The following is a 24264-nucleotide window of genomic DNA, read 5'->3' on the forward strand; positions in this document are numbered from 1 at the left end:
CCAAGACGCACATGAGGGTGAAGAAAATGGTTCTGCTCATGCGGCGACAGCCCCCTCGCGGATCAGAATGGCCTGGGTGCGCATAACGCCCTCGGCGTGGTGCTGGCGGGCTTCGGCGCGACCTATCAACTGGCTGCGTCCGTCACAGGCGTCATGGCAGGCATTGCAAGCCCAGGCGCCCTGCAGATCGTTCGGCTTCATGCCGACGCCGCAGGTACCGGACATCCGGTAGTGGGCCAGCACAGTGGTTTCGGGGTTGCCGCTGCAAACACCCGGAATGCGCACCTGGCATTCCCGGCCGCGCGCGGCTTTGGTCAACTTGGATTGCTTCATGAGCGGTCGTCCTTGTGGAGGTCAACAACGGTGAAGGTGGATGGCCACATGCGCAGGCCGTGCAGCCGCGCCGACTGCTCGTCGCGATAGAGAGCCACGGGCGGGTGAGGTTCGGCGGTGAGGTCGAGCAGATGCCCGCAGGCATAGAGCGCCCATCGGTACTCTGCGAGGTCGGGCGCGGCCAACATCAGATCGGCCATCAGAAGCGATCCTTGTTGGCATAGCGGCTGGCCAGGCTGGTGACTTTTTCAGGCTGGGCCTTCGGTTCGGGCACCCATCCGGCGGCCAGGTTTTCGAACCGGTTGTACTGCCCGAGGAAGGCGGTTCGAACCGTGCCGGTCTCCACGTCTCGCCCCTTGCCGATGATGATTTCGGCGATCCCTTTGGAGTCCGTGTTTTCGTTGTAGACCTCGTCGCGGTACACGAAGAGGATTACGTCGGCATCCTGCTCGATAGCCCCCGACTCGCGCAGGTCGGATGGGATCGGGCGCTTGTTCGGACGCTCTTCGCACTTGCGAGAGAGCTGACTGAGCAGCACGACCGGAATACTTAGCTCCTTGGCCAGCAGCTTGCAGCCACGGCTGATGCTGCTGACTTCCTCGGTGCGGTTGCCCCCCTCACCCTCCGTGAGCTGCAGGTAATCGATCATCAACAGATCGAGGCCATAACGCAGCTTGTGGCGTCGAGCCAGGGCACGGATGCGCCCGATGCTGGTACCGGCGCGATCAGCGATGTACAGCGGCGCGGTGTGAATCGCTGTGGCGGCTACCGAGAGCTGTGCACCATGGCTCTGGCAAGCTGCTCCGTTCTTGATCAGGGTGAGCGGAATTCGCCCTTCTGACGCGGTCAGCCGGTCAATCAGCTGGCCCTTGTTCATTTCCAGGCTGATGACCAAGGACGATTTCTTCTGGCGGATAGCGGCTTCGGCGATGAAGCCCATGGCCAAGGTGGTTTTGCCCATCGCGGGGCGGCCGGCGACAATGTACAAATTATCCGGCTGCAAGCCACCCAGCTTGTCGTCCAGGTCCTTCAGGCCGGTAGAGATGCCAATCAGCGATTCACCGCGAGCCAGGCGATCGTGCCGCTCTTGCCACACCTCGACCTGGTCGGCGATGACATCGCCAGCCTTGACGATGTCGTCATCCCCGGCGCTGCTATCGATAGCCATGGCCGCCGCCTGGATGGCTGCGATCTTCGCCTGCACGTCGCCAGTATCCTGAGCGATCTCCATGGCCTGCCCGCCAAGGTCATACAAGGCGCGCTCGATGGCTCGCTCTCGCACGATTCCCGCGTAGGTCTTGGCGTTTGCGGCGCTCGGCGTGTTGTTGACGATTTCCGCGCAGTAGCCGAGGGGCGTGCCCTCAAACGACCAGACGCCCATCTGGTCGGCCACGGTCAGGAAGTCCACGGCCTTGCCAGCAGATCGCGTCGCCATGATCGCGCGGAACACATCGGCGTTCTCGGCGAAGTAGAACGACTCAGGAGTCAGGTCATCGCGCAGGGTGTCGATGAGTTCGGGGCGGATCATCATCGCGCCCAGCAGGCCGTGCTCGGCCTCTACGCTGTGCAGGTCACGCATTGTAATTTCCTTCCACGACTTTCACGAAGTTGGTCGGCGCAATGAGCCAATCGAAGTTGCACCGGAATGGAGACCCACCAGCAGCGGACACCTCGCCCATCAGGAATTTGCTTGAACGCACCAATGCGAAGTACTCCGCCCAGAAGTTGAGATCCTGGTGCACGTCGCTCTCGTTCCAGCGAGCCCCGATCTTCGCAATCCGATCCTTGGTCAGCATCACGACCCGAGGAAACTCTGGAATCGTCAAGTTGAACAGGTCGACGATTGCCTGAGCCGGGCACTTCGGCTTCGAGATCTTCCGGGGCGCCCCATCGCCACCAAGGGATGACGGTTCACTTGATGGTTCTATTACGGTTCTGGGTGCAGCTGCTGCGGGGGTTTCTGTCGTGAGCTGCGGGGGTGGTGGTGCGGCTGCTGCGGGGTGCGGCTCTTGCGGGGGTGCATATGCTGCTGGGGTTAGGGTGTACATTGTCGATCGCCCCATCCGCTCACGGATGGACAGCAGCCCGACCTGGCACAGCCACTTGATAGCAGTTTGAACCGTCCTTTCCGCAAGGCAGGTTCGTTCCGCGATTCGGGCAACGGAGGGCCAGCAAACGCCCTCGTCATTTGCGTTGTCCGCAAGCGATATCAATACAGCCTTTTGAGGCCCGCTCATGCCTTGCAGCGGCCAGCAAGCGCTCATGATGATGGTGCTCACGCTTTAGCCCTCGGTGAATCGACCTGACGCGACAGGTTCGCGGAGAAACCGAAACCTGACGCGATAGGGCTGGTATTGCTTACATCGATTGCAATGTGCATAATCGACCCCGTTATGTTGTTGAAGAAGCCGCCCTGCCAGGCGGTTTTTTTATGCCTGCAATTCAGGCGCTCAAATGGGCGCCAAGCCTTCCGTGATATCGTTTTGACTCCACTCGAAACGACAGTCATGGGGACTTGGCATGAAGAAACTCAAGGAAGCGTTTAGCGCCTAGAAAATCAGGCACTGGGACGACAAATACAAAGCCATTGATGGGCCGAACCCGTGGCTGGATATCGATAGGCCGCCGCTGAGGCGGCTGTGGGAGAACCACAAGGCCAAGATCAAAACGCTGCTCACTTGGCTAGTCCCTCTGGTCGCAGGCGCGGCTATTCTCAAGGCCTTGGGCTTTAGTTGATCGCCCCGCCCAGATCGCGGCCTCTACCGATTTGATGAACCTCAGCATGTCTTCCTGCGACATCTCCGGATCGAACTGGACGTGTGCAACAGGCCAACGATCTGCCACAGATATGGTTGAGCGGCGTCGAGAGCGACCGGCGATGTGCCCTAGGGCGTAAGCCATGAGCAGGGCGGCACAAGCAAGGAAGATTTGTGCGACCAGGCTCATGCCGAACCTCCATCGCCAGTCACCATCAACCGTTCGGCGAGCTTGCGAACACGCTCTGGCTCGCCCGCGGCGTACAGCAAGCGTTCCTTCTCGGCCTCGTGCCAGGCAGCCCTGTCCTCAATCGTCTCGAAGCCATTCCCTTTGGGCCACAAAACCACCAAGGGCGCTTCAGGACCGGCATCCAGCGCTTCGATACCCGCCAGGATCTGGTAAGCGGCCTCCACGGGAGTGCCTCGAGCCAGTGCAGCGATAGCCTGCACGGCAACTTCCCGATCCAGGCCAAAGAGGCGCGGCCGAACATTGCGCGTGGCCGCCTCAGTGCAAGTGCTGATCTGTTCGCTGCTCATCGACCTCTCCTGCTGGATACATTCACAGGTGTTTTGGTCATCTACTGGCGGTGTGCCAGTGGATGGATAATTGACTCAGTTGACCCTGTCATTGCTGTGCAACGGACGCGCTCGTCGTGCGCAATGCGGGTACTGCTCCTTGCGGTTGGAATTGATTAGGCGGCGGTCTTGGTTGGCGCAGTGGCAGCCAGAAGGCGCTGAGCCTTGAGCGGCTTTCCATTGGCCTTGGCCAGGGCTGCGATCTTTTCGGCGTAGGTTGTTTCGCCGGTGTATTCGGTGCGCGGGAGGCAGCCAGCGGTGAGCCACTTGTAGACGGCGCGCGGCGTTTTCCCGCAAGCGAGCGCAACGGCAGTTACGCCGCCTGCGTCATCGATTGCCTTCTTGAGCTCCTGCATGGGGCCTCCAAACGAAATATGAACTGTCAGTACATATTATGTCGGAACTGAAAGTACATGCAAGCGCGTGCGATATTGAACCTATGGTTCAGATAGAAGAAATACGAGCGGCCTTCGCGGCGCGCTTGAGAGAAGCCCTGATCGCCAACGAAATTCCTTCGTGGGGCGCTGGTGCTCGTCTTGCGAAACTCGCTGGAGTGACGCCCAAGGCCAGCAGTAAGTGGCTGAACGGAGAGTCAATGCCAGGCGGGGCCAAGATGCTTGCCCTAGCCTCTGCGCTCAAGGTGCGTGTTGAATGGCTTGAGTATGGGCGCGGGGGCATGCGAGATGATGATCAGTCTGCTACAAAGCCACTATCCGCGCAGCCAGTCGACATACCCAGCTTCCCTACCGACGAAGATGAGGAGGACACCTACGTCCACATCAAGCAGTACACCGCCTTGGTTTCGGCGGGCCCTGGTCAATCTAATGATCATGTCGAGGTGAGGGGGACACTTGCATTCAAGCGCGAGTGGATCCGGTTCATGGGGCTTAACCCGAAGAACCTGAAGGTCATTTACGCCCAGGGATCAAGCATGGAGCCGACCATCAGTGATCGCGACGTTTTGTTGATTGATGAGTCACGGATCGATCCCGTGGATGGGCAGGTGTTCGCGCTCTTCAGCGAGAACAAGGGCGCCATCGTCAAGCGGCTGATCTTCTCCGATTTGGATGGTTGGATCATTCGCAGCGACAACCCGGACAAAGCGCTCTATGCAGATCTGAAAGTGCCAGACGGGGAAATCCATGAGCACCGCATCCTGGGTCGAGTCATTTGGCGCGGTGGAGTTCTGTAGCCATGCCCCTAACCAGGCCCAACCAGCAACTGCGCCGAGATCTAAAAGAGCAGATTCGCATTAGCAATGCCGCCGCCCTTCGCAAGGCAAAAGCCCGCGATAATTCCAAACAACGAGCCGTATAGCATCATGGATGAGTCAGCAATGAGTCGAAGAATTCACCGTAGTCACTCCGAGCCAGAGCGACTCGACATAGACTGGAATTCGGTTTGGAGGGGTGCCGATCTAGGGTTGATTAAGTCTTGGGAGATCGGCCGTAAGCTCGCGGATCAGAAGCCAGAGTTAGCTGCATGCGCCAAAGCGGAGGAGCTCCCGCCGCTGAACTGGAAGGGCGGCGTCAGCAAAAAACTCAAGAAGCGTGAAAAGTTCGGGTCACTACACTATCTAGCCCAATGGCAAGGGCTGCGCGGTCAAGACCTTGAAATAGACATGGATGCCGAGATCACTCTGACCTGCTCAAAGACTGGGATGGTAGTAACTTTCACTCCAGATCTTCGCAAGCTTGCAAGCCAGCAGAGCGATGGCGAAGAAGAAGTAGCCGCACCTATCTGACCGAGAGTAAGAGCAAGCACCAGGGAGCGGCAATGTGAGCATTATTAAGTTTAGGTATTGCGATTCGAAGGGCCTAACAACGGAGCGCGAGCTTCTTCAGTGGTCCGAAAACTCCAGCTATATCCAAGGCAGAGCTAGCGGTGACGCTTTCCCTAAAACGTTCCGCAAGGATCGGATCGTGGAATTCCTTCTGGGCGAGGATTTGTTGCTCAAGGACGCAGCGCCTCCCGCACCAAGACCTAAGCCCTCAGATCTCGCAGCGGCAGCCGCCATGTCTAACAAGGCGGCTAGGAAATCCTCGAATGGCCCGAACGTTATTCTTTTCACCGGATTTTCCGCCTCCTATAGGTCCGAGCTGGAGCTGCTAGCCGAGGGATTTGGCATGAAGGTACTTAAAACACCAAGTAAGTCGCTGACTTTTCTCTGTTATGGCGATAACGCCGGCCCGAGCAAGGTTGTCAAAGCGCAAGAAGCAGGTGCATTCATCATCAGTGCCGGGGATTTTCTGAACCTGCTCCAAACAGGCGAGCTGCCTTAGCAAATGCCCCTTAAATGCCAGCGGTAAGTAAGCCATGCCCCTAACCAAACCCAACCAAGAACTCTACGAAGACCTCGACGGCCATGCTGCCACTCTGGACTGGATTGCGCTGGAAGTCATCGAAATCGCTAGGCGCATCAATGATGCAGGCCTGCCCGATGATGCCATGGCGCTGCTGGAGGTCAGCAAGACCCTCCGAGGACAGCATGAAGTCATCCTTGATATCGCAGACGACGTTCAGGACGGACTGATCGCCAGGAGCGGAATGTGAATTTAACCACCTCCAACCAGGACCTTCGCCGCGACCTACAAGGCCTGGCCTCTGACCTCAAATGGTCAGCGGTCGAGCTGATGAGGATCGCCGTGCGCCTGAGTGAAGCCGGGAATGAGGCTGACGCCCAGGCAGTGATCAGGATCTGCCAGGTGATGCAGGATGGAGAGGATCGGCTGGAGGGGTATTCGGAGGAAGTGAAGGGTCAACGCATCATCAGGTCCAGCGCAGATATCTAGCACAGCAAGCCTAAACGAATTTTCTCAAAGGATAGAATGATGACTGACGATCCTGAAATGTTGAGTGTTGGCAACATTCATGAAATGGACTACTGGTGTGAACCTCAGAAGATTTTCAAGTATCTCGATACGGTCGCCCCTGTAAGCGGATCGAAATTTAAATGTTCAGTTTGCTCTGGCGAGCAATGGGGATGCTCAACAGTCGGCATCAAAATTGGCGACGCCCCGATGCGCGATCTTGTTACGCCTTGCGATTTTCCCGTCTTGCTTCCGGACGGCAAGCGACTCCAAATGAACGGCCGAGACTACCCAAACTTCCACTACGCTATTGTCTGTCTTACCTGCGCTAATACAGTTTTTCTGAATGCTGCGATGGTGCAAGCAAGGATCAAGGTTACCGAGGGTTTAAAGGATGGCCTCTGAACGCCTCTTCGAGGATCATCATCTTCCGGAAGGCATGAGGATTGCCACAAACACCGGCAAAAGCCTTGACGACGTGCTGGCAGCGATGGAGCTAGCGCTAGAAAAGCAAAGATCAGATGAGACGTCGTTTTATAGAGATCTTTTGCCTGGGCGATCGAAAAGTGACAAGTCAGAACCTAAAGACCATACTGACAGCATGAACGATATCACTCGCGAAGAAATCGATACAAAACTGCAGCTGATCGAGGAGCGCCTAGATCGCAAGGTTTCCGACATCGCTAAATCTGTCAGCGATTTCAACACCGCAAACCAACGGACTGTCGACGCCCTGCAGAACGCAAAATGGTGGTCAATCGGTACAGCTATCGCTGTCTTGGCAGTGTTCATGGGCACCCTGCAATGGGGGCTCTCAGCGCAGAAAGAAGAAAATGCTCGCTTCAGCGGCTACATCCGTGAGGATATTAAATCGATTGGTGATGACGCCAAGGAGATATCCCGAGCCGTCACTGAGATGAAGATTCGCGCAGAATCGAAAGCAGATACGCCGAAAAACTGAATCTCATAAAGCCCGCCTCGGTGGGCTTTTTCATGCCTGCTATTCTGATCTGACCTTCAGAGGGTCTCGCCATGGTCACCGACAAATTCACGCTTGACCTGCTCCCTCGGCTGGCAGACGCACAGCTTGCACTTGCCAGTTCGATGAATGGCGTTTCCTCGTCGAGCCGAAATTACCCGGAGGATTCACTCCGAAGCATCGCCGAGGCCTTGGATGCAATCGATGTGTTGCTGCTTGAGGTCAGCCAATTTATCGAGCGCGGGAGCTTGAGTGTAGATCCTGAGCTACACTGACCAAGCTGACGGCGATTAACTCCCTTTCTCGTCTAGGCATCAGCCCGCCTCGGCGGGCTTTTTCATGCCTGCGCGCAACGGGAGCACAAATGTGCCCCATACAGTATTGCCAGCTACCCCTAGATAAATTACTGTTTATACATACAGTAAATGGAGGATCAGCAATGGCCAAGCAGCAGTCGAAACCCAAAACCCCTGCTCCGCCCACGCCCTACGAAATCATGGGTTCCCGCATTCAAAAGGCCATCAATTCGCCGGCCGCGCAGAAAGCCAGATCGGCGGTGATCGCCAAGGAGGATCATGAAGCCGCCCACGATTGGGAGCGTTTCTTGGACGAGGTGATCGAGAACGACAACGTAGCGCTCGAGCATCGGGATGACGGCTCGGTGCTGCTGACCTGGACAGTGCCCGCCGAAGATTGATTTCTTGATCCCTCCCTTGCCCGCCTTGTGCGGGCTTTTTTGTGGCCGCAGTAAAAATGTGTACTTTTGGTACTTGACGACTGTGAACCATTGGTACATATTTGCACCCATCGAGGCGCTACACAGCCCCTCGGGAGGTCCTCAAGCCTCACCGCTCTTTAAAAACCAAACCGATTCAAGCTTCTGCCGGGAAAGGCGTTAGCGAATCCACATAGCCATGCGGCTCCCTGGGATTGGCCGTATCGACCTCGGTAAGCGGGAGCGGAAACACCAAATTGAATTAGCGTGCCCGATAGCTTCGGCTGGGCGCGCCGGACCTCATGCACCCTGCCCCATTCAGCCGGGCATTCAGAGCTGTAGCGTGCATGTTGTAAGGACCTGTGATCCGTGGCGAACAGATGCTGTTTGACGCCGCGGGAAGGAAGCTCGAAGCCCACACCGACGACGAACGGCCAGCCTTGCAATCAGCGGCGGGTAACTGGCCAACACAACTGACGCATTACCCTGGCCTGTCGCCAGTAGCGAGGCCGGATTCTACGGAAATCATCACCTTTCTATCAGGCGAGTGATGTTTCGCGTGGATTTCACTGACTGACCAACCAGCGCCACGTCAGCCTGACGTTAACTGCCCGATGCCCTACTCCCCATCGCAGGCTGCATCGGGAACCACACTGAACGCGAGTTGATCGCCGCGAATTGTGAGCGTGGGTAGCGCCTCGCCCTTTGGTGAGGCGTCCCGACACCCGGTTTGCCCCGGAGTGTGGTTCCCGATGCATCCCGCCCCCACCCGACACAGGAACGACTCAATGAACGCACAGCAGCAGCTCACCCCGCCGGCCGTTGGCAAGCCCTGGCCAGGCCAAGGCGGTATCTACCTCGGCCTTCGACATTACCCAGAAGGCCTCTGCCACTTAATCGCGGCAGCGAACGATGTGCCAGGTCGTCACGCCTTCGGGGACTACGGCGTCTCGGTAGAAGCCCTCAGCCGCACCGATGGTCGAGCCAATACCAATACCCTGATTGCTCGCGAAGGCAAGCATCCGGCCGCAATCGCAGCAGCAGAGTACGAAGCTGACGGCCACAAGGACTTCTACCTGGCCGCAATTGGTGAGATTCACCACGCATGGCAGTACGCGCCGGAATCGTTCGCGACGGACTGGTACTACATTTCGAGTTCGCAGCGCTCCGCCAACCTCGCATTCGACATGAACTTCGCTGATGGCTCTCAGAGCAGCTTCGGCAAGTACTACGAGCTCCGTGTCCGCCCCGTCCGCAGATTCCTTCAGTAATTCATTCCTTCAATCGCTTGAGCTGCAAAGTCAACTTTAAGCGGCAGCCTGGGCAGCACCAGGCTGCATTGGTCGTGACGTTCGCCCTCCCCTGGTCCGGGAGGTTCATGGCAGCGAGCGTTACGACCAATGCAGCCCACCCTTACGGAAGTTAATTGCATGACCAAGTCATTCAAGCAAATGATCAAGGATGGCGATGTGCGCCGCGCAGACGCCATGCGGGTGAAGCTGGAAGACCTCAACGAGGAACCCGGCTTCAACCTGCGCATTGAGGGTGAAGCCCTCGAAGCAAGCATTGAGCTGCTGGCCGAGTTCATCGCCAACGGCGGCCAGATCCCGCCCCTTGAAGTGCGGCCGCGGGCTGATGGCGGGGTCTGGATCGTAGATGGTCACCGCCGACGACGGGCCATGCTCAAGCTAGATCAAGCTGGGCGGCTGCCTCGAACGCCCAACAAGGACAACCCCGAAATCCTCGAAGCCTGGGTGCCTGTGATTGCGTTCGAAGGCAGTGATGCCGACCGCGTTGCTCGGATAATTTCCAGCCAGGAGAACGAGAAGCTCTCGCCTCTTGAGCTGGCCGAGGGCTATAAGCGGTTGCGCGCCTTCGGGTGGTTGCCCGAGCAGATCGCCAAGAAAGTCGGCAAGACGCGACAGCACGTTGAGCAAGTGCTAACCGTAGGCAACGCGAACACAGACGTGCAAAACCTGGTTGCGGCGGGTCATGTGTCAGCAACGACCGCCGCACAGGTGGTGCGCGAGCACGGCGACGGCGCCGGCAAGGTACTGGGTGCCGAGCTGGAGAAGGCCCAGGCCAGCGGCAAGAAGAAGGTCACGGCGGGCACGATGAAGGGCCCAGCGATACCGAAACCTCGACTCGAAGCCGTGCATATCGCTTCGCGCAACTTGATTGCATCGCTCGGTGCAGTCGACGAAGACAGCAGATCCCTCACCCTACCTACCGCGCTTGTCCTTGAGCTGCGCAAAGCCCTGGACGGCGCACTACCGAGATAAATCATGGATACGATCACCTGCGGCTCATGGACCGGCCGGCTCGGACAGGGCCTGGCTCCGCGAGAGCTGGAAGCACTATTGGCTGTTGCCCAGGGCATGACCGCCAAAGAGATTGCCCGCGTAATGAAGATCTCGCCCGGCACCGTCGCCAACCGCATCGAAAACGCCATGTTCAAGCTTGGCGTACACCGCCGCGCCGCCCTGGTCGCCGAGGCCATGAAGCGCCAGATCATCAGCCCGATGTGCTTTGTGCTCGTCGCACTGATCGCCATGCACTCACTTGCTGCCGGCGGTGGTGACCCGATGCGCCGCGACCGCCGGGCGCCTGAACGGCGCATTGCCCAGGTTCGCGTGCTGCGCCGCGCTGAGAGCGTGGAGCTGCACTCATAGGTGGCCACTGCTTTCCCAGTGGCGCACAACGGAGGATGCCGCCATGTAACCGCCAGCCCTTGCCGTGCCGCCACATGCGGCCTCGGTAGCTCACGTGAGGTGGTACTTACTGAGCCAGCCCGGTACGCCGGGCTTTTTCTTGCCCGTCCCTTGGAGATCCCCATGCACCCATCCATGCAGCAGCGCGTCGACGGCCTGGCCGCGATGCGTGCACGAACCACCCTGCCGCCGGCAAACCTGCACGTCATCCTCGGCCTGACCGCGCCGGCCCAGTCGGTGCGCTACCAGGTCGTCGCTAAGGGCAAGGCCTACCACATCATCGAGCGCGCCACGGGCAAGACCCGGGTGTTCTGCTTCAACTACAAGGTTGCGGTCAACACCGCCCAAGCGCTGGAAGCCGCGGCTGATCGCAAGGCAGGCCGGCAATGAACATCGGCAGCCCTATTCCCGACCCACGGCTTCAGGTGATGGCCGACCTCAGCGCGCAGATCGACCAGTTCTTTGCGGCAGGCCGGCGCCCCGTTGTGATCCCTTCCGGCGTGAGCGGCGAATGCTGCGGCATGAAGAACCCGCACCAGCGCAAGCAGCGCGCCGCACGTGACGCAGCGGCGCCCATGGTGCGCGAGTTGGCAGCCCAGGGCCTGAACGCCCAGGAGATCGGCGAGGCGATGAAGACCAGCCATACGCGCATCAGGCTGATAGCCCAAGAGAACAGCATCACCCTCGGCGGGTCGGCATGATCCGGCGAGCACTCAACCGCGCACGGCACGGCCGGCGCCAGCAGCAGATCACTTTGCCGCCCAGCGGCTTGGGAGGTACCGGCCATGGCCGAGAAGAAGACGGGTGCAGCGAAGCACTCGGCGGATTACCGCGACAGGAGGAAGGCCGAAGCCGAGCGCCTGGGTATAGAGACGCTGCCTGTGGAGTCAGCAGCCGGGACGCGTGCGGAAATGGCCAAGGCGATGAAGGCTCACGGCTACACTCAGTTGCAGGAGCTGCTGCAGGACCTGCACCGGGCGTTCATCGCTGTTGACCATCGAGAGCAGGCGCGCCGCCTGAAAAAGCCCGACGCGCCAGCTTTTAAGATATCGCCAAAACTAGCTCGACGGTTTGAAGCGGCCAGCAGGGCTGAGTTGAAGCGAGAGCCTGGGTGCGAAGCCATTCCCCGTTGACGTGCCGCTCAATCATCCTGATCGGCCTTGTGGATGACGTTTGCGCAGCGACCACAAAAGCCGCCGTTGTGTTTTGCCTCATACTTCTCCGGCCAGTCGATGCCATTACGACACCTTTTGCAGGCGCCGGGATCATGTTTTCGCAGAACAAAATTATCAAAGACGTTTTGCTGGGCTTGCGACAGTTCCTCATCCTTGATAAATGCGTTAGCCGCTCCGATTTCAGGCCCCTGTAAATAGCCTCCCTCGAGAAGCTCACTGACATATCCGCTTTGTCCATCATCTTCTTCAAATGACATAAAACGCTCCTCGATTCGGCCGCATGCCGGTCACCCGTAATACCCCATCCAAAACCAAATTGCCACCATGCCGCATCCAGCCATGGAGGGCGGCGCCATCCTGAGGATCACTCATGAAACCTGAAATGATCACTTTGAAGCACGGCGACACGACGATCAAGATGCCGGCGTCCTCCCTCGCGAAGCTGGCGGTCGCCAGCGTGTTTGCCCAGGTGCTACCCCCTGCGGCCAATGTTCAGCCGATCGCGCAGGCCGATATCCCTGCTGTCGGCCAGCCATGGCCTGGCCAGGGCGGCATCAACGGCGGCTTCGTGCCGGCCATCGGCGACGTGCCAGCGCACTACCTGATCCTCGCCGAAAGCGATGTTGGCGAGCATGAGTGGGGTGGCCGGAACACCGAATCGAAAGCGATAAGCCGGAACGACGGCAAGGCGAATACCGACATCCTGATCGCCGAGGGCGGCCACCCTGCTGCTGAAGCCGCCCGGGCATACCGCGCTGACGACCATGCCGACTTCGACCTTCCGGCCGCATCCCAGCTCTACCAGGCCTGGGTCCACGGGCTGATCACCGAGGGGGCGTACTGGAGCAGTTCGCAGCGCTCCGCCCACTACGGCGCATTCTACATGGACTTCGCTGATGGCTATCAGAACTACTACGTCAAGGGCTACGAGCTCCGTGTCCGCCCCGTCCGCAGATTCTTCATTTAATCCTTCATCCATTCGAACAAACGGGCGCATCGGCGCCCTTTTTGTTGCCTGCACACAAGGAGCAGCACATGAGCGCAGTTGAGAAAGCAGCACAATCCACCACCCTCCCAGCAATCGGCAAGGCCTACGGCGGCGGCTTCGTCACCGGCATCACCCGCGATCCGGAAACCGGCGAGCGCCACCTGTGGATCACCGCCGGCGCCGAGCATGAACTTCAAGGCCGCTGGGGCGAGTATGGCGAGAAGATCCATGGCGCCGAGAGCTTCACCAACAGCCGCGCCAACACCGAGGCAATGGCCGCTGCTGGTAGCGCCATTGCCCAGCAGGTCCTGGCGCTGAACATCGGCGGCCACAACGACTGGGCGATCCCTGCACGTGATGTGCAGGAGCTGCAGTGCCGCCACTTCAAGCCGACCACCGAGGAAAACTACTGCTGGAACCGCGATGGCGAGAACCTCAACAGCGAGCCAGCAGGCCAGCTCTACACGGAGGAAAGCCCAGGCCAGACCGTGCACGAGGCGTTCCGCTCTGGCGGCCCAGAGGCCTTCCAGCGCGCCTGGTATTGGTCGTCTTCGCAGCGCTCCGCCGACTACGCATTCCGCGTGTACTTCGATGCTGGCTATCAGGACACCGGCGGCAAGACCAACGAGCTCCGTGTCCGCCCCGTCCGCAGCGAAATTATTCAGTAATTCATTCATTTAACCGCCCGGCAACGGGCGGCCACCCAAGGAGGGGCATGCCATGGCAATGCATACCGAGCTTTCCATCTTCAAGGCCGCCAGCGGCTTGTTGCAGATGGCCACGAACCTCACCAAGAACATTCCCCGCGAACTTAAACAGTCGCTGGGGCGGCGAGTGATCGACGAGTGCATTGACGTGCTCATGCTCATTGCCCGGGCAAACGCGACTCAGGACAAGCGACCACACCTGTCGGTACTGGTCGAAAAAGTCCAGGTCATCGAACTGCTCATGCGCCTCTTCAAGGACAACCGATTCATCAGCGTTGAACAGCACGCCAGAACGATGGAGGTCACCACATCGATTGGCAAGCAGGCCAATGCCTGGAAACGCTACACCCCATCCGCGCCCGCTGCCTGAAGGTTACGGCTTCCAGGCCTGTGCGAATTGAATCTGGTCGTGCCGCTGACTCGATGAGTCACCGCCATGCGCACCATGGATACCGCCGGTCTAAAGCGTCCGTGTAGGTCCAGCGCAGTTTGTCCGCCGAGCAATCGGCAGGCCGACGTAGATAGCACGACAGGTCGCAGCGCTCCGCCAACAACGCATTCAACATGAACTTCGATGATGGCTATCAGAACAACAACGACAAGAACAACGAGCTCCGTGTCCGCCCCGTCCGCAGATTCAACGCCCTACCCGTTCAGCGAACTGGTCCAGGCGTACTACGATTGCCGGCGCTCGAAGCGCAACAGCAACAGCGCGTTGGCTTTCGAAGTGAACCTGGAGCGGAACCTGACGGAGCTGCACCGCGACCTGGTCACCGGCCAATACCGGCCTGGTCGCTCTATCTGCTTTGTGGTCACCCGGCCAAAGGCCCGCGAGGTGTGGGCCGCCGACTTTCGCGACCGCATCGTGCACCACCTGCTGTACAACCGCATCGGCCCCGGCATCGAGCGCAGCTTCATAGCGGACAGCTGCGCCTGTATCCCGGGTAGAGGCACCCTGTACGCCGGCAAGCGCCTTGAGGCGAAGATCCGGAGCCAGACGCAGAACTGGTCGAGGCCCGGCTTCTACCTCAAGTGCGACCTGGCCAACTTCTTCGTCGCAATCGACAAGCGCGTGCTGGGCCGCCAGCTGGTAGCCAGGGTCACCGATCCATGGTGGCAACAGTTGGCCCTGCAGGTGCTCATGCACGACCCGCGCGAGAACTACGACGTGCGCAGCCCGGCGCACTTGTTCAACCGGGTACCGCAGCACAAGCGCCTGACCGCGCAGCCAGCACACCTCGGCCTGCCGATCGGTAACCTGTCCTCGCAGTTCTTCGCCAACGTCTACCTCGACGCGCTGGACCAGTTCTGCAAGCACGAACTGCGCGCTAAGCACTACATCCGCTACGTCGACGACTTCGTGCTGCTGCACGACTCAGCGCAGCAGCTGAGCGAGTGGCTACGCAGGATCGAGCAGTTCCTGCCCAGCCTGGGCGCCAGGCTCAACCCGAAGAAGACCATCCTGCAGCCAATTGACCGTGGCGTGGACTTCGTCGGTCACGTGATCAAGCCATGGCGACGCACGACCCGTAAACGATCAGTGGCCCAGGCCATGAAGCGCACCGCAGCCACTCCGACCGAGAACCTGCGCGAGACAGCCAACAGCTACTTCGGCCTGCTCAGCCAGGCCAGTCACAGCCAGAAAGACCGCGCAGCGCTGGCGAACTTGGTACTGCGCCGAGGCCATGTGGTAAACGGCGACCTGACCAAGACCTACCCGAAGCGATAACCCCAACCACATGCCGCATCCGACCACGGAGGGCGGCGCATGCCCAGGAGCAACCATGAGCAGCCAGCCAAAGTACCTTGGCCGAATGGACCACGGAAAGACAGAGTGCGGGCGCATCGTTATGAGTCGCTGGGACAGGCCAACGGAACCAGGCAACGATGCTGATCTGCAGCGCTTCATTAAGGACATTCGCCGAAGCGGATACATCCACTCGAGCGTAGAGCGCCATGAAGGAGATCCTATGCCGGACTGGGTAGGCCAGAGCAACTGCAAAGACCTCAACTGCCGCTGCCAGATTTTCTGATCGAATCCCCGGCGCTGCCCGCCAGCGCGTTGGCGCATTCGGACAACTAGTGCGCAATGCCCATGGCAACAGCTGAAGTCTTCCTGATCAAGGCAACGTCGACGTGGTAGTTGGAGAAATCGCTCGATCTGGCGTCAGTTCGCAATGTTGCGCTAAGGACGACATCTTGTTCCTTCTTCAGCTTTTCCATCGCGTTATAAAACTGATGCTCGTGGACAAGGAGCAGAAGAACACTATCTGCACCTTCGGAAAGTCTCTGCTTCACTTCTTCGGCGCTGAACGCTAAAGCAACGCTGCGCTGGTAAGAGGCAGCAAGATCACGGGTGGCTGCAATATCCAGATTCAGAACACCGTCAGCTCGACGAAGGTTGGCTACCCGCGACTGGGTCAGTACATGGCCACATGCCTGCAAAAACAACGATTCATACCACTCCACAGCGCTCTCCTTGAAATAAGCGCGACACCAATACCCCACTTCAACGAATCACGCCACCCCGGCGAGGGCGGCGCCTGCATGGAAGGACCACGACATGACCGAACAACATCACGACGAAAGCAAACTCGAACGGGTCATCCGCAAAATCAAGCGCTGCCTGGCCCTCTCGAAAAGCTCGAACGAGAATGAGGCTGCAACCGCGATGCGTCAGGCGCAGGCGCTAATGCGTGAATACCGCCTCACTGAAATAGATGTGCACCTGAGTGATGTGGGCGAAGTCGAGTCGGAGAAGGCCAAGGCCAAGCGCAGGCCAACTTGGGACCAGCATCTGGGCTCGATCGTTGGAGAGGCATTCGGAGTTCGGTCGTTCTCCATGCGCCGTTGGTGCAAATCGACCAGCCGCATTATGGACCGCGAATTGTTCGTGGGAGTGAGTCCGGCCCCACAGATCGCTATGTACGCCTACGAAGCACTGCTGACCAAGCTAACTCAGGCCCGACGTGAGTATGTGTCGCAAGTGCGAGCTGGCAAACAGCGCAGTTCCTATTCACCTGAAACTGCTGGAGATCATTTCGCGCTGGCCTGGGTGTCGGCAGTACACGACAAGATTCACGAACTGGTACCCCGGGGCGAAGAAGATCTCGCCATCGGCCAGCACTCCAATGGTCGCGAGCTGGTGGCGGTCGAAGCGAAAGACAAAGCCCTGATCGAGCAGTACCTGTCAGGCAGAGAGATTGGTAAGGCCAGGAAAGCCCGCGATATCGAGCTCGACCTCGATGCCCAGATTGCTGGGCTGCTCGCCGGTCGGCGCGTGGATCTCAATCCAGGGCTGGCCACTGGCGGCCAAGAGGCCCTACAGATCGGCATCGCCTGACAAGGAGACCACCATGAGCACATTCGCAGTCTTTGGCATGACCGCCGACGTAGCGCTGGCTGAGGCCAGGAAGATCACCAAGACGACCAGGCCGAGCGGGAAAGCCGGCGCCCCCCCCTGCAGCTTACCCTTGCTGAGTGGAATGAGGCCGTGGAGCAGCGCGCCGCAGCGATCATGGCCAGCGAGAAGGTCAAGCAGCTGAGCCATCTGTTCGATGCGCCGCAGTACGCCCAGCAGTTCATTGAGCTGGCCAGAAAGTCAGGCCAGTGCCGCGATCTGCGCATCAGGGCCAAATGCGAGCTCACCGATGCCAAGGGCAAGCCGGTAATCAACCCCAAGACCAAGCTGCCTAGGATCGGCTGGACCGAGTACAGCCACGCAACCTCCAGCGCCGCTTAACCCAGGACAAAACCCATGACCACAGCAATCGATCTGTTCGCCGGCCTCGGCGGATGGAGCACCGGCGCGCGCGCCGCAGGCGTCCAGGTTCTCTGGGCGGCAAACCACTGGCCGGTGGCCGTTGAATGGCACAGCGCCAACCACCCCGACACGCAGCACGTCTGCCAGGACCTGCACCAGGCCCGGTGGGAGCAAGTGCCGGCGCACGACATCCTATTGGCCTCGCCATGCTGCCAGGGCCACGCCAAGGCCCGCGGCAAGAAGTCGGGCAACCCTGAGCACGACGCTTCGCGCTCGACGGCCTGGGCGCCGGTGTCAGCGCTGGAGTTCCACCGGCCGCAGGCGGCAGTGATCGAGAACGTACCGGAGTTCACCGACTGGGTGCTCTACCCGGCCTGGTTGCAGGCTGTTCAGGCGCTGGGGTATCAGGCGGCACCGCATATCGTCGACTGCGCCGACCTGGGCGTGCCACAGCACCGCGTGCGCCTGTTCATGGTGCTTACCCGTAGCAAGGCGCCGCTGATGCTTCAGTTGCCGCAAGAGCGCCATGTACCGGCGAGCAGCTTTCTCGACTTCGATGCCGGGCGCTGGTCGCAGATCGAGAAGCCAGGTCGGGCCCAGGCCACACTCGACCGGGTGCGCAATGGCCGAGCGCGGTTCGGCGACAGGTTCATCATGCCCTACTACGGCAAAGGTTCCGGCACCACCGGCCGCGACATCAACCGGCCAATCGGCACTATTACCACTGTGGATCGCTGGGCTCTGGTCGATGGCGACCGCATGCGAATGCTCAGTGCTGACGAGGGCCTGGCCGCCATGTCGTTCCCGGCCGGCACCCTGCGCCCGGACAACCACCGGCTGACCATGCATATGGCCGGCAACGCGGTACCGCCGCTGGCTGGCCAGCGCATCATCGAGGCTCTGAAGAAGGCCGCGTGATAGCGGCTTGTTGGATCGCCAGACATTGCTCCTTGATCTTGGTGAGGATTGTGTCACCGGGAATGCAAAGGAACTCCTCGCCGGTTGTTGTAGTGGCAAGTGCCCGCAACGTCTTAATGTTCCTCTTCCAGTCAGCCCCCAGCGATTCAGCCATCTTTGTAAACCAGCGCTGATCGTCCACCGAAAATAGCCATTTATTTGCTACACCGGAAGCTTGAAGTGTCGGCAAGTCGTTGCTCAGTTGCCTGTCAAATAACTGGATGAAGCTGCTTCGGTCTTTTTTCTTCCCGAACACCCAGCCAATAGAGTCTGGGTGAAAGCTCCGGTCTCCTGTATTAACCAGTTTGTAAACAATATGCTCTGGGTGATGATCCGATCCTTGCTCCGCCATGAGCATAAGGTTCACCGATAGATTCGCATTCCGTTTGCCACCTTTTGTTGAAAGGTAGAGGGATACTATTACTGCCGATATCGTGCCAATGGCCGCGAGCCAATTTGCGAAGCCGTTAATTACCCCCCACTCCTCCACCGTCAATCCAAACACAGCACACCCCTCCTGAACTTGAACAGATGCGAACTATATCCGCGAGGTATCCCCATGCCCACAGAAAACCGATCCAGCAACACCGAACAGATGGTCAGCTTCCCCTGCGAACTGAGCGACGAGATGGCTGAGCGAATCGCCAGGGCGGCTCATGTCTGTGGTGGCGGAGCCTACGAAATCTGGGAAGCCATCTGCGAGGGGTTCGGCAAGCCCGCCGACCAGCACCAGGGCGAGCCCGTTCTGATCCAGGCCGTAGCCGTGACCCGCGCGGACGACGAGGACGGCCTGCGCCTGGAATGGCTGCTGGAGGGCGGCATTGCTGAAATGGAGTTCCCGGGCCAAGTGCTGTTTGCCATGGCCGAGGCAAACGATCTGTGCGCCGAAGACGGCAGCGCTTATGTGTACCTGCAGCCGCCAGCCGATCCAGAGGGGGTTGAGCGGCTGCACAAAGGGCACGTCAAGGCGCTGGAGGTCCTCAACCAACAAACCGAAAAGCAGCGTGACCACTGGATGGCAGAGTGCGAAGAACTGCGAACCCAATTGCGCCTGATCACCGGCGACTACCGTACGGCCATCGTCAATGGCCATGAGCGCATCACCTTCTTAGGCGGTGACTGCGACAGCGTCGAGAAGATGCTGGCGGACAACCCGAACTACGCGAAGGCCAGAGCGCTGTTGGAGCACAAGCCCTGACCGGAGAACATTTGTGCTCCACCAACATGCAACCTCTCTCCGTCTATTTAGAGGCGGCCAGAAGGTCTGCGTAATGAACGCCCTCAGAGGCGATACGCCGAGCCCGGCCAACACCCCATGCAAGAGCCCTAGTCATTGATTCGCCAGGTCGTGAATCAAAGGCCTCTTCGTGAACAACAAACCCACGTGGAGAGTAAATGCCGATGAACATTTGGGTGTTGCCTGTTCGCGACAGTCGCACTTGCACATCGATGTACGTGCCATCGTCCAGCGTCTCGTCGTGAGTGCGATGGTGAAGCATTGGGTCAGCCCAGTTCCAGAAAACATCACCGCGAATTTTCATGAGAACTCCTACGACTTTCGTCTAAACCGTTATGCGTCTTCCCACCATAGCCCTCTCGGTCGCGAGCACGAACAAATAATCCCGAAATAAGCGGTTATTCGGACTGCCGGGCCGAGTACTTATACCGGTCCTAACTTCTTGTACAACTTACTGCCGCGATATGGCGGCCAAGGAATCGTCATGCCTGAAGAAATCAAGCTGATCCAACGTGTGGCCGTCGAGCGCGATCAGGACGGCTGGTGGAGCCACCCCGACGAGCCGGACTTCGACGAAGACTACGCCGCCTTCAAAGCATGGCTCGTACAGCAAGGCTTGGAGTTGAAGCAGTGGCACATGGATTCAGATATCGGCGACCACCACCCTTACGACGACGGCGAGTGCCACTGCCTCGGCTGGGAGCCGGAATGCCCTGGGCTTGAATGGTTCCTGCTGGGGATCTTCGACACAGAGGATGGCCCGTGCGTCAGCTGGGCCCGGCGGAATGCTGAGGAAGCCTGGTCAGTGAATGGCGATGACGGATCGTGGGACTACCCGAACCTTACCGCTCTGATCCGCGACAACTTCGGCAGCGAGGCGGATGGCACAAGCTTCGGCCCAGGCCGGGGCAACGGCCTCAAAGTGGGCGACACCGTACACACCGGCACCGTTTGCAAGGCAGACCCTGCCGGGTTTCTCCCCGATGCTGATGACATGCTCAATCACATGTTCGAGGCGGCCGCTGGAAGCGACGCGGGGGAATGGGTCGACAACTACCCAGACCTCGACGATGAGGCGACAGCCGCTCTCGAACAAGCGCTGGAGCCGCTGAAGGCTTGGGCCCGCAAGTTCTGCAAGCCCAACTTCTTCACCATCGAGAAGGTGGTTCTGCACACCGTCACCAAGGAAGACGTGCGCCTCGCCAAGGCCAGCGGGGTGCTACTGTGACCCGCCTCGCCCTCTGCCTCCTGCTGCTGGCCACCGGCGCCAGCGCAACCGAAAACATCATCGACATCGAGCACGACAGCCAGCGCGGCGTCACCTGCTACATCCTCAATCACGTAGGCATCAGCTGCATCCCCGACAGCCAGCTGCAGGCCGGCAACGAGCGCCAGCTCTCCCCGCACGAAACACAACCCGAACCTACACCCGCACTGGCGCCTGGGCGCTTGATTGTTGAGAGGTATCAGCTGTGACAGAAGACGACATCATCAAGCTGTCGGCCAAGGCCATGGGTTTTGAGCTGGAATACCGGCGCGGCAGTGACGCCTTCTACTACGACGACCCCGAGGCGGGCCGGGAGGTCTGGCTGCCAATGCAGGATGATCGGCAGACGATGCTCATTATCGCAAAGCTCAGGATGGACATCTGCTGCTTGCACCACCTCGCTCGGGCCGCAGCCCATGTGCCGTATGTCGGCTTTAAGCAGAGCGAGGTGTCGCATGCAGACGAACCCGGCGCCCGGATGAACGCGCTGCGCTTGGCAGTTGCAACAGTGGCTGCCAAGTATGGCCAGGGAATGCTCGTCGGCGGGACAGATGAGCGAGTTCTGGGGCACTTGATCGGCATTGAGGGATCAACCGCCCACGCCATGCGCGGCGCAATCCGCGAATCTCGGGAAGAGATCAGCAAGGCATGCCAGCGCCTGAAGCGAAAGGGCCTGGTGACCAACAAGGGGCCTTACTGGCAGGCGGTGCAGCGATGACCGACCTGATCGAAGTGAAGACTGCTGACCTGGTGGGCGAGCAGTTGGCCTGGGCGGTCGCCGAGGCCGAGGGGCTAGATGTGCATGTGGCCAAGCCGCACTACGGCACGCCGGCCAGGGTGTTCGTCCAGTACCGCGGCGAATCAACCGAACGCTGCGAGCGGTACGACCCTCACGAGAGCTGGGCGCTTGGCGGCCGGCTCATCCAGCAGCACCAGGTCAATCTGCACGCACCGCAAACCAGCGACGACTGTTGGGCTGCATGGGTGACCATTCGCGGAAAGGACTTTTGTCATGGCGGTTGGCAGCCACTTGCGGCGGCCTGCCGCGCCATCGTCGCTACCAAGTTCGGCGATACCGTCCAGGTGCCGAAGGAGCTTACGCCGTGAGCGCCGCAGCCAAAGTGCTCGACCCCTGCAGCGCCAGCCGCATGATGTGGTTCGACAAACAAGACCAGCGTGCCCTGTTCGGCGACATCCGCGACGAAGAACACCTGCTGTGCGACGGCAGGGTTTTGAAGGTCGAGCCGGATGTGCTGATGGACTTCCGGCAACTGCCCTTCGAGGACTCAGCCTTCCGCCTGGTGGTGTTCGATCCGCCGCACCTCACCCGCGCCGGTGTCGATAGTTGGTTGCGCGCCAAGTACGGCCTGCTCACCAGCGACTGGCGCGAAGACATCCGACAGGGGTTCGCCGAATGTTTCAGGGTACTGGAACCTGAAGGAATATTGATCTTCAAGTGGAATGAAACGCAGGTGTTGGTGAGCGAGTTGCTGGCCCTGACAGATGAAAAGCCCCTGTTTGGCCACAAGTCCGGCAAGCGCGAGAAGACGCACTGGATCACCTTCATGAAACGCCCAGCCTAACCCCCCCAACAACTCAAGCCCGCCGACATGCGCGGGCATGGAGAGCTATTGCCATGATCATCGACGACGTGATGACGGACAAAATCACGCTACACGGCCTGGGCTTTGTCCAGGTGCAACTGAAGGGTGACCAGCGCCTGCACGTGTGGCACCCAGAACTGCCCCGCCGCGCCTGCTTCGAGCACTCGGCGATCCACGACCATCGCTTCAACTTCATCTCCCGGGTGCTGGTCGGAACGCAGATCAACCACTGTTACTGGCATATGAGCAACCCCGAAGGCGAATTCGTGTTGTACCTGCATGAAGGCAAGCGCACTGCCAACGGCGGCCGGCCGTGGACGCCAGACGGGCGCGCCGACCTGGTGCACGAAACCACCTTCAAGATCGAGGCCGGCAACGACTACAACACCCAGGCCTATGCGTATCACCGTACGGAGCCAGGCGGTGACGGTCGCGTGGCCACCATCATGCAGAAGCGCGGCGAGTACCCGGCCGGAGCCCATTCCACCTGCCGCCACGGCGTCCAGCCAGACACTGACTTTGATCGCTACCAATGGCCTGCCGCCCGACTCTGGGAAGTCGTGCGCGACGTGCTGCTGGCCTGACCAACCTGCCGCCACCGGCGGCGTGGAGACCACATATGCGCCACGCAGAAAATATTGATCGCTTCCTGCGCATCGATGAGGTGCTGCACGTGACCGGCATCGGCCGGAACACCGTGTATCGCAGAATCCGGGAAGGCACCTTCCCAAAACAGGTTAGAATAGGACCCAACTCGGTCGCCTGGCGGCAGTCGGACATCTCTCAGTGGATGACCTCTTTTGAGCCCAGCGTCGACCAATCAGTACATTGAGCAGTACATCGAATCAGACAATTCCGCTCAAGCCCTTACCCCACCAGCATTACAGGTCCACCAGTGGAAATTTTCAAAGAGTTCACCTTCGAATCGGCCCACCGCTTGCCGAATGTGCCCGCCGGGCACAAATGCGGGCGCCTGCACGGCCACTCCTTCAAGGTTGCCTTGCACCTGACCGGCCAGCTGGATCCGCATACCGGCTGGATTCGCGACTTCTCGGAGATCAAGGCGATTTTCAAGCCGCTGTACGAGCAGCTAGACCACAACTACCTCAATGACATCCCTGGCCTGGAGAACCCGACCAGCGAAGTGATTGCCAAATGGATCTGGGACCAGGTCAAGCCATTGCTGCCAGAACTGAGCAAGGTGCGTATCCATGAGACCTGCACCAGTGGCTGCGAGTATTACGGCGACTGAGCTGACAGTGACATATCTGAAAACCACCTCCCAAGGTGGTTTTTTTATGCCCGCCTTGCAGGAAACTTTCGGCCCACAAAGACAAAACCCCTACCTGCAGATGCAGATAGGGGTTTCGGAATTTAATCTTGACGATGACCTACTCTCACATGGGGAAACCCCACACTACCATCGGCGATGCATCGTTTCACTACTGAGTTCGGGATGGGATCAGGTGGTTCCAATGCTCTATGGTCGTCAAGAAATTCTGTTGCCAGAAGGTCTTGTTCAGACACTCCAGCGAATCGGGTATGTGATGTTCGTGAGTTACAAATCTTCGGCTTACTGTGTCTTCACAACACCGCAATCTGGTCGTTCGACGCAAATTGCTTGGGTGTTATATGGTCAAGCCTCACGGGCAATTAGTATTGGTTAGCTCAACGCCTCACAGCGCT

At 59.4% G+C, this 24264-nt stretch carries 42 protein-coding genes and 1 rRNA gene; 31 read left to right on the top strand and 12 right to left on the bottom strand.

The features are described from left to right. Positions 1-36 precede the first annotated feature (36 nt). From JZZ72_RS19360 to JZZ72_RS19390, 7 genes are all read right to left on the bottom strand, one after another. The gene (locus tag JZZ72_RS19360; RefSeq protein WP_210014938.1) at positions 37-333 is read right to left on the bottom strand and encodes a DUF1364 domain-containing protein; all 297 of its coding nucleotides are present in this window, start codon (positions 331-333) and stop codon (positions 37-39) included. Beyond that, a complete protein-coding gene (locus JZZ72_RS19365; protein ID WP_210014939.1) occupies positions 330-533 on the bottom strand; it encodes a hypothetical protein in 204 nt (67 codons plus the stop codon). The genes JZZ72_RS19360 and JZZ72_RS19365 overlap by 4 nt, the downstream gene beginning before the upstream one ends. Beyond that, a complete protein-coding gene (dnaB, locus tag JZZ72_RS19370) occupies positions 533-1912 on the bottom strand; it encodes a replicative DNA helicase (protein WP_210014940.1) in 1380 nt (459 codons plus the stop codon). The genes JZZ72_RS19365 and dnaB overlap by 1 nt, the downstream gene beginning before the upstream one ends. Continuing rightward, a complete protein-coding gene (locus tag JZZ72_RS19375) occupies positions 1905-2612 on the bottom strand; it encodes a helix-turn-helix domain-containing protein (RefSeq protein WP_328825172.1) in 708 nt (235 codons plus the stop codon). Before JZZ72_RS19375 ends, dnaB begins: the two co-directional genes overlap by 8 nt. Positions 2613-3015: 403 nt before the next feature. Further along, a complete protein-coding gene (locus JZZ72_RS19380) occupies positions 3016-3279 on the bottom strand; it encodes a hypothetical protein (protein ID WP_210014941.1) in 264 nt (87 codons plus the stop codon). Then, positions 3276-3626, bottom strand: a complete 351-nt coding sequence (locus JZZ72_RS19385) for a hypothetical protein (protein WP_210014942.1) — start codon at positions 3624-3626, stop codon at positions 3276-3278. Before JZZ72_RS19385 ends, JZZ72_RS19380 begins: the two co-directional genes overlap by 4 nt. 155 nt (positions 3627-3781) lie before the next feature. Then, positions 3782-4021: a carph-isopro domain-containing protein gene (locus JZZ72_RS19390; RefSeq protein WP_100633219.1), complete on the bottom strand. Its 240-nt coding sequence runs from the start codon at positions 4019-4021 to the stop codon at positions 3782-3784. 38 nt (positions 4022-4059) lie between these two features. On the opposite strand from JZZ72_RS19390, the gene JZZ72_RS19395 reads away from it, so the two are divergent. The 15 genes from JZZ72_RS19395 to JZZ72_RS19465 all read left to right on the top strand — a co-directional run bounded on the left by JZZ72_RS19395 (position 4060) and on the right by JZZ72_RS19465 (position 12013). Continuing rightward, positions 4060-4857: a S24 family peptidase gene (locus JZZ72_RS19395; RefSeq protein ID WP_408004349.1), complete on the top strand. Its 798-nt coding sequence runs from the start codon at positions 4060-4062 to the stop codon at positions 4855-4857. 144 nt (positions 4858-5001) lie between these two features. Beyond that, positions 5002-5409 carry a hypothetical protein gene (locus JZZ72_RS19400; protein WP_210014975.1) on the top strand — a complete coding sequence of 136 codons (408 nt, stop codon included), beginning with the start codon at positions 5002-5004 and terminating at the stop codon, positions 5407-5409. Positions 5410-5587: 178 nt separating this feature from the next. After that, positions 5588-5947: a BRCT domain-containing protein gene (locus JZZ72_RS19405; protein ID WP_210014943.1), complete on the top strand. Its 360-nt coding sequence runs from the start codon at positions 5588-5590 to the stop codon at positions 5945-5947. 34 nt (positions 5948-5981) lie between these two features. Continuing rightward, positions 5982-6218, top strand: a complete 237-nt coding sequence (locus JZZ72_RS19410; RefSeq protein WP_210014944.1) for a hypothetical protein — start codon at positions 5982-5984, stop codon at positions 6216-6218. Further along, complete coding sequence (locus JZZ72_RS19415) at positions 6215-6457, top strand: hypothetical protein (protein WP_210014945.1); 243 nt, start codon at positions 6215-6217, stop codon at positions 6455-6457. The genes JZZ72_RS19410 and JZZ72_RS19415 overlap by 4 nt, the downstream gene beginning before the upstream one ends. Before the next feature lie 39 nt (positions 6458-6496). After that, positions 6497-6880, top strand: a complete 384-nt coding sequence (locus JZZ72_RS19420; RefSeq protein ID WP_210014946.1) for a hypothetical protein — start codon at positions 6497-6499, stop codon at positions 6878-6880. Next, positions 6870-7436, top strand: coding sequence for a hypothetical protein (locus JZZ72_RS19425; protein WP_210014947.1), 567 nt, complete (start codon positions 6870-6872; stop codon positions 7434-7436). Before JZZ72_RS19420 ends, JZZ72_RS19425 begins: the two co-directional genes overlap by 11 nt. Positions 7437-7507: 71 nt before the next feature. After that, positions 7508-7729, top strand: coding sequence for a hypothetical protein (locus JZZ72_RS19430; protein WP_210014948.1), 222 nt, complete (start codon positions 7508-7510; stop codon positions 7727-7729). Between the two features lie 164 nt (positions 7730-7893). Continuing rightward, positions 7894-8151: a DUF1654 domain-containing protein gene (locus tag JZZ72_RS19435; protein ID WP_210014949.1), complete on the top strand. Its 258-nt coding sequence runs from the start codon at positions 7894-7896 to the stop codon at positions 8149-8151. 806 nt (positions 8152-8957) lie between these two features. Then, complete coding sequence (locus JZZ72_RS19440) at positions 8958-9440, top strand: DUF1566 domain-containing protein (RefSeq protein WP_210014950.1); 483 nt, start codon at positions 8958-8960, stop codon at positions 9438-9440. 159 nt (positions 9441-9599) lie between these two features. Then, positions 9600-10451, top strand: a complete 852-nt coding sequence (locus JZZ72_RS19445) for a ParB/RepB/Spo0J family partition protein (RefSeq protein WP_210014951.1) — start codon at positions 9600-9602, stop codon at positions 10449-10451. A gap of 3 nt (positions 10452-10454) precedes the next feature. Next, complete coding sequence (locus tag JZZ72_RS19450) at positions 10455-10841, top strand: response regulator transcription factor (protein ID WP_123753201.1); 387 nt, start codon at positions 10455-10457, stop codon at positions 10839-10841. Between the two features lie 162 nt (positions 10842-11003). Then, the gene (locus tag JZZ72_RS19455) at positions 11004-11270 is read left to right on the top strand and encodes a hypothetical protein (protein ID WP_210014952.1); all 267 of its coding nucleotides are present in this window, start codon (positions 11004-11006) and stop codon (positions 11268-11270) included. Continuing rightward, positions 11267-11581 (top strand): hypothetical protein, encoded by a 315-nt coding sequence (locus JZZ72_RS19460; RefSeq protein WP_210014953.1) that lies wholly within the window; start codon positions 11267-11269, stop codon positions 11579-11581. The genes JZZ72_RS19455 and JZZ72_RS19460 overlap by 4 nt, the downstream gene beginning before the upstream one ends. A gap of 84 nt (positions 11582-11665) precedes the next feature. Further along, the gene (locus JZZ72_RS19465) at positions 11666-12013 is read left to right on the top strand and encodes a hypothetical protein (protein ID WP_210014954.1); all 348 of its coding nucleotides are present in this window, start codon (positions 11666-11668) and stop codon (positions 12011-12013) included. Between the two features lie 8 nt (positions 12014-12021). Here the strand turns inward: JZZ72_RS19465 and JZZ72_RS19470 are convergent, their stop codons facing one another. After that, positions 12022-12312 (bottom strand): hypothetical protein, encoded by a 291-nt coding sequence (locus JZZ72_RS19470; RefSeq protein ID WP_210014955.1) that lies wholly within the window; start codon positions 12310-12312, stop codon positions 12022-12024. A gap of 113 nt (positions 12313-12425) precedes the next feature. Between JZZ72_RS19470 and JZZ72_RS19475 the strand changes: the two genes are divergently transcribed. From JZZ72_RS19475 to JZZ72_RS19490, 4 genes are all read left to right on the top strand, one after another. After that, a complete protein-coding gene (locus tag JZZ72_RS19475) occupies positions 12426-13022 on the top strand; it encodes a DUF1566 domain-containing protein (protein ID WP_210014956.1) in 597 nt (198 codons plus the stop codon). A 68-nt stretch (positions 13023-13090) separates the two neighbouring features. Beyond that, the gene (locus JZZ72_RS19480; RefSeq protein WP_210014957.1) at positions 13091-13711 is read left to right on the top strand and encodes a DUF1566 domain-containing protein; all 621 of its coding nucleotides are present in this window, start codon (positions 13091-13093) and stop codon (positions 13709-13711) included. A gap of 52 nt (positions 13712-13763) precedes the next feature. Then, a complete protein-coding gene (locus JZZ72_RS19485; protein ID WP_210014958.1) occupies positions 13764-14120 on the top strand; it encodes a four helix bundle protein in 357 nt (118 codons plus the stop codon). Between the two features lie 204 nt (positions 14121-14324). Further along, on the top strand, positions 14325-15479 hold the full coding sequence (locus JZZ72_RS19490; RefSeq protein ID WP_210014959.1) for an RNA-directed DNA polymerase: 1155 nt from the start codon (positions 14325-14327) through the stop codon (positions 15477-15479). Between the two features lie 350 nt (positions 15480-15829). On the opposite strand, the gene JZZ72_RS19495 is transcribed toward JZZ72_RS19490, so the two are convergent. Beyond that, a complete protein-coding gene (locus JZZ72_RS19495) occupies positions 15830-16219 on the bottom strand; it encodes a hypothetical protein (RefSeq protein ID WP_210014960.1) in 390 nt (129 codons plus the stop codon). A gap of 94 nt (positions 16220-16313) precedes the next feature. Here JZZ72_RS19495 and JZZ72_RS19500 point away from each other — a divergent pair, with 94 nt between their 5' ends. The 3 genes from JZZ72_RS19500 to JZZ72_RS19510 all read left to right on the top strand — a co-directional run bounded on the left by JZZ72_RS19500 (position 16314) and on the right by JZZ72_RS19510 (position 18431). Beyond that, positions 16314-17093 carry a DUF2786 domain-containing protein gene (locus JZZ72_RS19500; RefSeq protein ID WP_210014961.1) on the top strand — a complete coding sequence of 260 codons (780 nt, stop codon included), beginning with the start codon at positions 16314-16316 and terminating at the stop codon, positions 17091-17093. Between the two features lie 150 nt (positions 17094-17243). Continuing rightward, the gene (locus tag JZZ72_RS27870) at positions 17244-17492 is read left to right on the top strand and encodes a hypothetical protein (protein WP_236066303.1); all 249 of its coding nucleotides are present in this window, start codon (positions 17244-17246) and stop codon (positions 17490-17492) included. Between the two features lie 15 nt (positions 17493-17507). Next, complete coding sequence (locus tag JZZ72_RS19510; protein ID WP_210014962.1) at positions 17508-18431, top strand: DNA cytosine methyltransferase; 924 nt, start codon at positions 17508-17510, stop codon at positions 18429-18431. On the opposite strand, the gene JZZ72_RS19515 is transcribed toward JZZ72_RS19510, so the two are convergent. Beyond that, positions 18403-18975 (bottom strand): hypothetical protein, encoded by a 573-nt coding sequence (locus tag JZZ72_RS19515; RefSeq protein WP_210014963.1) that lies wholly within the window; start codon positions 18973-18975, stop codon positions 18403-18405. The genes JZZ72_RS19510 and JZZ72_RS19515 overlap by 29 nt on opposite strands. A gap of 54 nt (positions 18976-19029) precedes the next feature. Between JZZ72_RS19515 and JZZ72_RS19520 the strand changes: the two genes are divergently transcribed. Further along, the gene (locus JZZ72_RS19520) at positions 19030-19668 is read left to right on the top strand and encodes a hypothetical protein (protein WP_210014964.1); all 639 of its coding nucleotides are present in this window, start codon (positions 19030-19032) and stop codon (positions 19666-19668) included. A 43-nt stretch (positions 19669-19711) separates the two neighbouring features. On the opposite strand, the gene JZZ72_RS19525 is transcribed toward JZZ72_RS19520, so the two are convergent. Next, a complete protein-coding gene (locus JZZ72_RS19525) occupies positions 19712-20011 on the bottom strand; it encodes a hypothetical protein (protein ID WP_210014965.1) in 300 nt (99 codons plus the stop codon). Positions 20012-20191: 180 nt separating this feature from the next. Between JZZ72_RS19525 and JZZ72_RS28120 the strand changes: the two genes are divergently transcribed. From JZZ72_RS28120 to queD, 8 genes are all read left to right on the top strand, one after another. Continuing rightward, complete coding sequence (locus tag JZZ72_RS28120) at positions 20192-20935, top strand: hypothetical protein (protein ID WP_328825173.1); 744 nt, start codon at positions 20192-20194, stop codon at positions 20933-20935. Beyond that, positions 20932-21183 (top strand): hypothetical protein, encoded by a 252-nt coding sequence (locus tag JZZ72_RS19535; RefSeq protein WP_210014966.1) that lies wholly within the window; start codon positions 20932-20934, stop codon positions 21181-21183. The genes JZZ72_RS28120 and JZZ72_RS19535 overlap by 4 nt, the downstream gene beginning before the upstream one ends. Next, the gene (locus JZZ72_RS19540; protein WP_210014967.1) at positions 21180-21692 is read left to right on the top strand and encodes a hypothetical protein; all 513 of its coding nucleotides are present in this window, start codon (positions 21180-21182) and stop codon (positions 21690-21692) included. The genes JZZ72_RS19535 and JZZ72_RS19540 overlap by 4 nt, the downstream gene beginning before the upstream one ends. Further along, positions 21689-22081 (top strand): phage protein NinX family protein, encoded by a 393-nt coding sequence (locus tag JZZ72_RS19545; RefSeq protein WP_210014968.1) that lies wholly within the window; start codon positions 21689-21691, stop codon positions 22079-22081. The genes JZZ72_RS19540 and JZZ72_RS19545 overlap by 4 nt, the downstream gene beginning before the upstream one ends. Continuing rightward, complete coding sequence (locus JZZ72_RS19550; RefSeq protein ID WP_328825174.1) at positions 22078-22557, top strand: SAM-dependent methyltransferase; 480 nt, start codon at positions 22078-22080, stop codon at positions 22555-22557. Before JZZ72_RS19545 ends, JZZ72_RS19550 begins: the two co-directional genes overlap by 4 nt. A gap of 53 nt (positions 22558-22610) precedes the next feature. Further along, positions 22611-23162 (top strand): hypothetical protein, encoded by a 552-nt coding sequence (locus tag JZZ72_RS19555; RefSeq protein ID WP_210014969.1) that lies wholly within the window; start codon positions 22611-22613, stop codon positions 23160-23162. 35 nt (positions 23163-23197) lie between these two features. Beyond that, the gene (locus JZZ72_RS19560; protein ID WP_210014970.1) at positions 23198-23410 is read left to right on the top strand and encodes a helix-turn-helix transcriptional regulator; all 213 of its coding nucleotides are present in this window, start codon (positions 23198-23200) and stop codon (positions 23408-23410) included. Between the two features lie 63 nt (positions 23411-23473). After that, complete coding sequence (queD, locus tag JZZ72_RS19565; RefSeq protein ID WP_043861143.1) at positions 23474-23830, top strand: 6-carboxytetrahydropterin synthase QueD; 357 nt, start codon at positions 23474-23476, stop codon at positions 23828-23830. Positions 23831-23956: 126 nt separating this feature from the next. On the opposite strand, the gene rrf is transcribed toward queD, so the two are convergent. Continuing rightward, a 5S ribosomal RNA gene (gene rrf, locus JZZ72_RS19570) occupies positions 23957-24072 on the bottom strand. Positions 24073-24264: the final 192 nt, after the last annotated feature.

The sequence above is a fragment of the Pseudomonas palmensis genome, assembly GCF_017848315.1.
Lineage (GTDB): Bacteria > Pseudomonadota > Gammaproteobacteria > Pseudomonadales > Pseudomonadaceae > Aquipseudomonas > Aquipseudomonas palmensis.

Bases quoted from the DNA above. Each gene is read 5' to 3' on its own strand.
- JZZ72_RS19455 (WP_210014952.1), top strand. From the start codon at position 11,004: ATGCACCCATCCATGCAGCAGCGCGTCGACGGCCTGGCCGCGATGCGT.
- JZZ72_RS19435 (WP_210014949.1), top strand. From the start codon at position 7,894: ATGGCCAAGCAGCAGTCGAAACCCAAAACCCCTGCTCCGCCCACGCCC.
- JZZ72_RS19400 (WP_210014975.1), top strand. From the start codon at position 5,002: ATGAGTCGAAGAATTCACCGTAGTCACTCCGAGCCAGAGCGACTCGAC.
- JZZ72_RS19450 (WP_123753201.1), top strand. From the start codon at position 10,455: ATGGATACGATCACCTGCGGCTCATGGACCGGCCGGCTCGGACAGGGC.
- JZZ72_RS19420 (WP_210014946.1), top strand. From the start codon at position 6,497: ATGACTGACGATCCTGAAATGTTGAGTGTTGGCAACATTCATGAAATG.
- JZZ72_RS19425 (WP_210014947.1), top strand. From the start codon at position 6,870: ATGGCCTCTGAACGCCTCTTCGAGGATCATCATCTTCCGGAAGGCATG.
- JZZ72_RS19445 (WP_210014951.1), top strand. From the start codon at position 9,600: ATGACCAAGTCATTCAAGCAAATGATCAAGGATGGCGATGTGCGCCGC.
- JZZ72_RS19385 (WP_210014942.1), bottom strand. From the start codon at position 3,626: ATGAGCAGCGAACAGATCAGCACTTGCACTGAGGCGGCCACGCGCAAT.
- JZZ72_RS19470 (WP_210014955.1), bottom strand. From the start codon at position 12,312: ATGTCATTTGAAGAAGATGATGGACAAAGCGGATATGTCAGTGAGCTT.
- dnaB (WP_210014940.1), bottom strand. From the start codon at position 1,912: ATGCGTGACCTGCACAGCGTAGAGGCCGAGCACGGCCTGCTGGGCGCG.
- JZZ72_RS19390 (WP_100633219.1), bottom strand. From the start codon at position 4,021: ATGCAGGAGCTCAAGAAGGCAATCGATGACGCAGGCGGCGTAACTGCC.
- JZZ72_RS19365 (WP_210014939.1), bottom strand. From the start codon at position 533: ATGGCCGATCTGATGTTGGCCGCGCCCGACCTCGCAGAGTACCGATGG.
- JZZ72_RS19380 (WP_210014941.1), bottom strand. From the start codon at position 3,279: ATGAGCCTGGTCGCACAAATCTTCCTTGCTTGTGCCGCCCTGCTCATG.
- JZZ72_RS19440 (WP_210014950.1), top strand. From the start codon at position 8,958: ATGAACGCACAGCAGCAGCTCACCCCGCCGGCCGTTGGCAAGCCCTGG.
- JZZ72_RS19500 (WP_210014961.1), top strand. From the start codon at position 16,314: ATGACCGAACAACATCACGACGAAAGCAAACTCGAACGGGTCATCCGC.
- JZZ72_RS19545 (WP_210014968.1), top strand. From the start codon at position 21,689: ATGACCGACCTGATCGAAGTGAAGACTGCTGACCTGGTGGGCGAGCAG.
- JZZ72_RS19395 (WP_408004349.1), top strand. From the start codon at position 4,060: ATGTCGGAACTGAAAGTACATGCAAGCGCGTGCGATATTGAACCTATG.
- JZZ72_RS19410 (WP_210014944.1), top strand. From the start codon at position 5,982: ATGCCCCTAACCAAACCCAACCAAGAACTCTACGAAGACCTCGACGGC.
- JZZ72_RS19490 (WP_210014959.1), top strand. From the start codon at position 14,325: ATGATGGCTATCAGAACAACAACGACAAGAACAACGAGCTCCGTGTCC.
- JZZ72_RS28120 (WP_328825173.1), top strand. From the start codon at position 20,192: ATGCCTGAAGAAATCAAGCTGATCCAACGTGTGGCCGTCGAGCGCGAT.
- JZZ72_RS19465 (WP_210014954.1), top strand. From the start codon at position 11,666: ATGGCCGAGAAGAAGACGGGTGCAGCGAAGCACTCGGCGGATTACCGC.
- JZZ72_RS19555 (WP_210014969.1), top strand. From the start codon at position 22,611: ATGATCATCGACGACGTGATGACGGACAAAATCACGCTACACGGCCTG.
- JZZ72_RS19430 (WP_210014948.1), top strand. From the start codon at position 7,508: ATGGTCACCGACAAATTCACGCTTGACCTGCTCCCTCGGCTGGCAGAC.
- JZZ72_RS19485 (WP_210014958.1), top strand. From the start codon at position 13,764: ATGGCAATGCATACCGAGCTTTCCATCTTCAAGGCCGCCAGCGGCTTG.
- JZZ72_RS19560 (WP_210014970.1), top strand. From the start codon at position 23,198: ATGCGCCACGCAGAAAATATTGATCGCTTCCTGCGCATCGATGAGGTG.
- JZZ72_RS19475 (WP_210014956.1), top strand. From the start codon at position 12,426: ATGAAACCTGAAATGATCACTTTGAAGCACGGCGACACGACGATCAAG.
- JZZ72_RS19460 (WP_210014953.1), top strand. From the start codon at position 11,267: ATGAACATCGGCAGCCCTATTCCCGACCCACGGCTTCAGGTGATGGCC.
- JZZ72_RS19480 (WP_210014957.1), top strand. From the start codon at position 13,091: ATGAGCGCAGTTGAGAAAGCAGCACAATCCACCACCCTCCCAGCAATC.
- JZZ72_RS19510 (WP_210014962.1), top strand. From the start codon at position 17,508: ATGACCACAGCAATCGATCTGTTCGCCGGCCTCGGCGGATGGAGCACC.
- JZZ72_RS19360 (WP_210014938.1), bottom strand. From the start codon at position 333: ATGAAGCAATCCAAGTTGACCAAAGCCGCGCGCGGCCGGGAATGCCAG.
- JZZ72_RS19520 (WP_210014964.1), top strand. From the start codon at position 19,030: ATGCCCACAGAAAACCGATCCAGCAACACCGAACAGATGGTCAGCTTC.
- JZZ72_RS19525 (WP_210014965.1), bottom strand. From the start codon at position 20,011: ATGAAAATTCGCGGTGATGTTTTCTGGAACTGGGCTGACCCAATGCTT.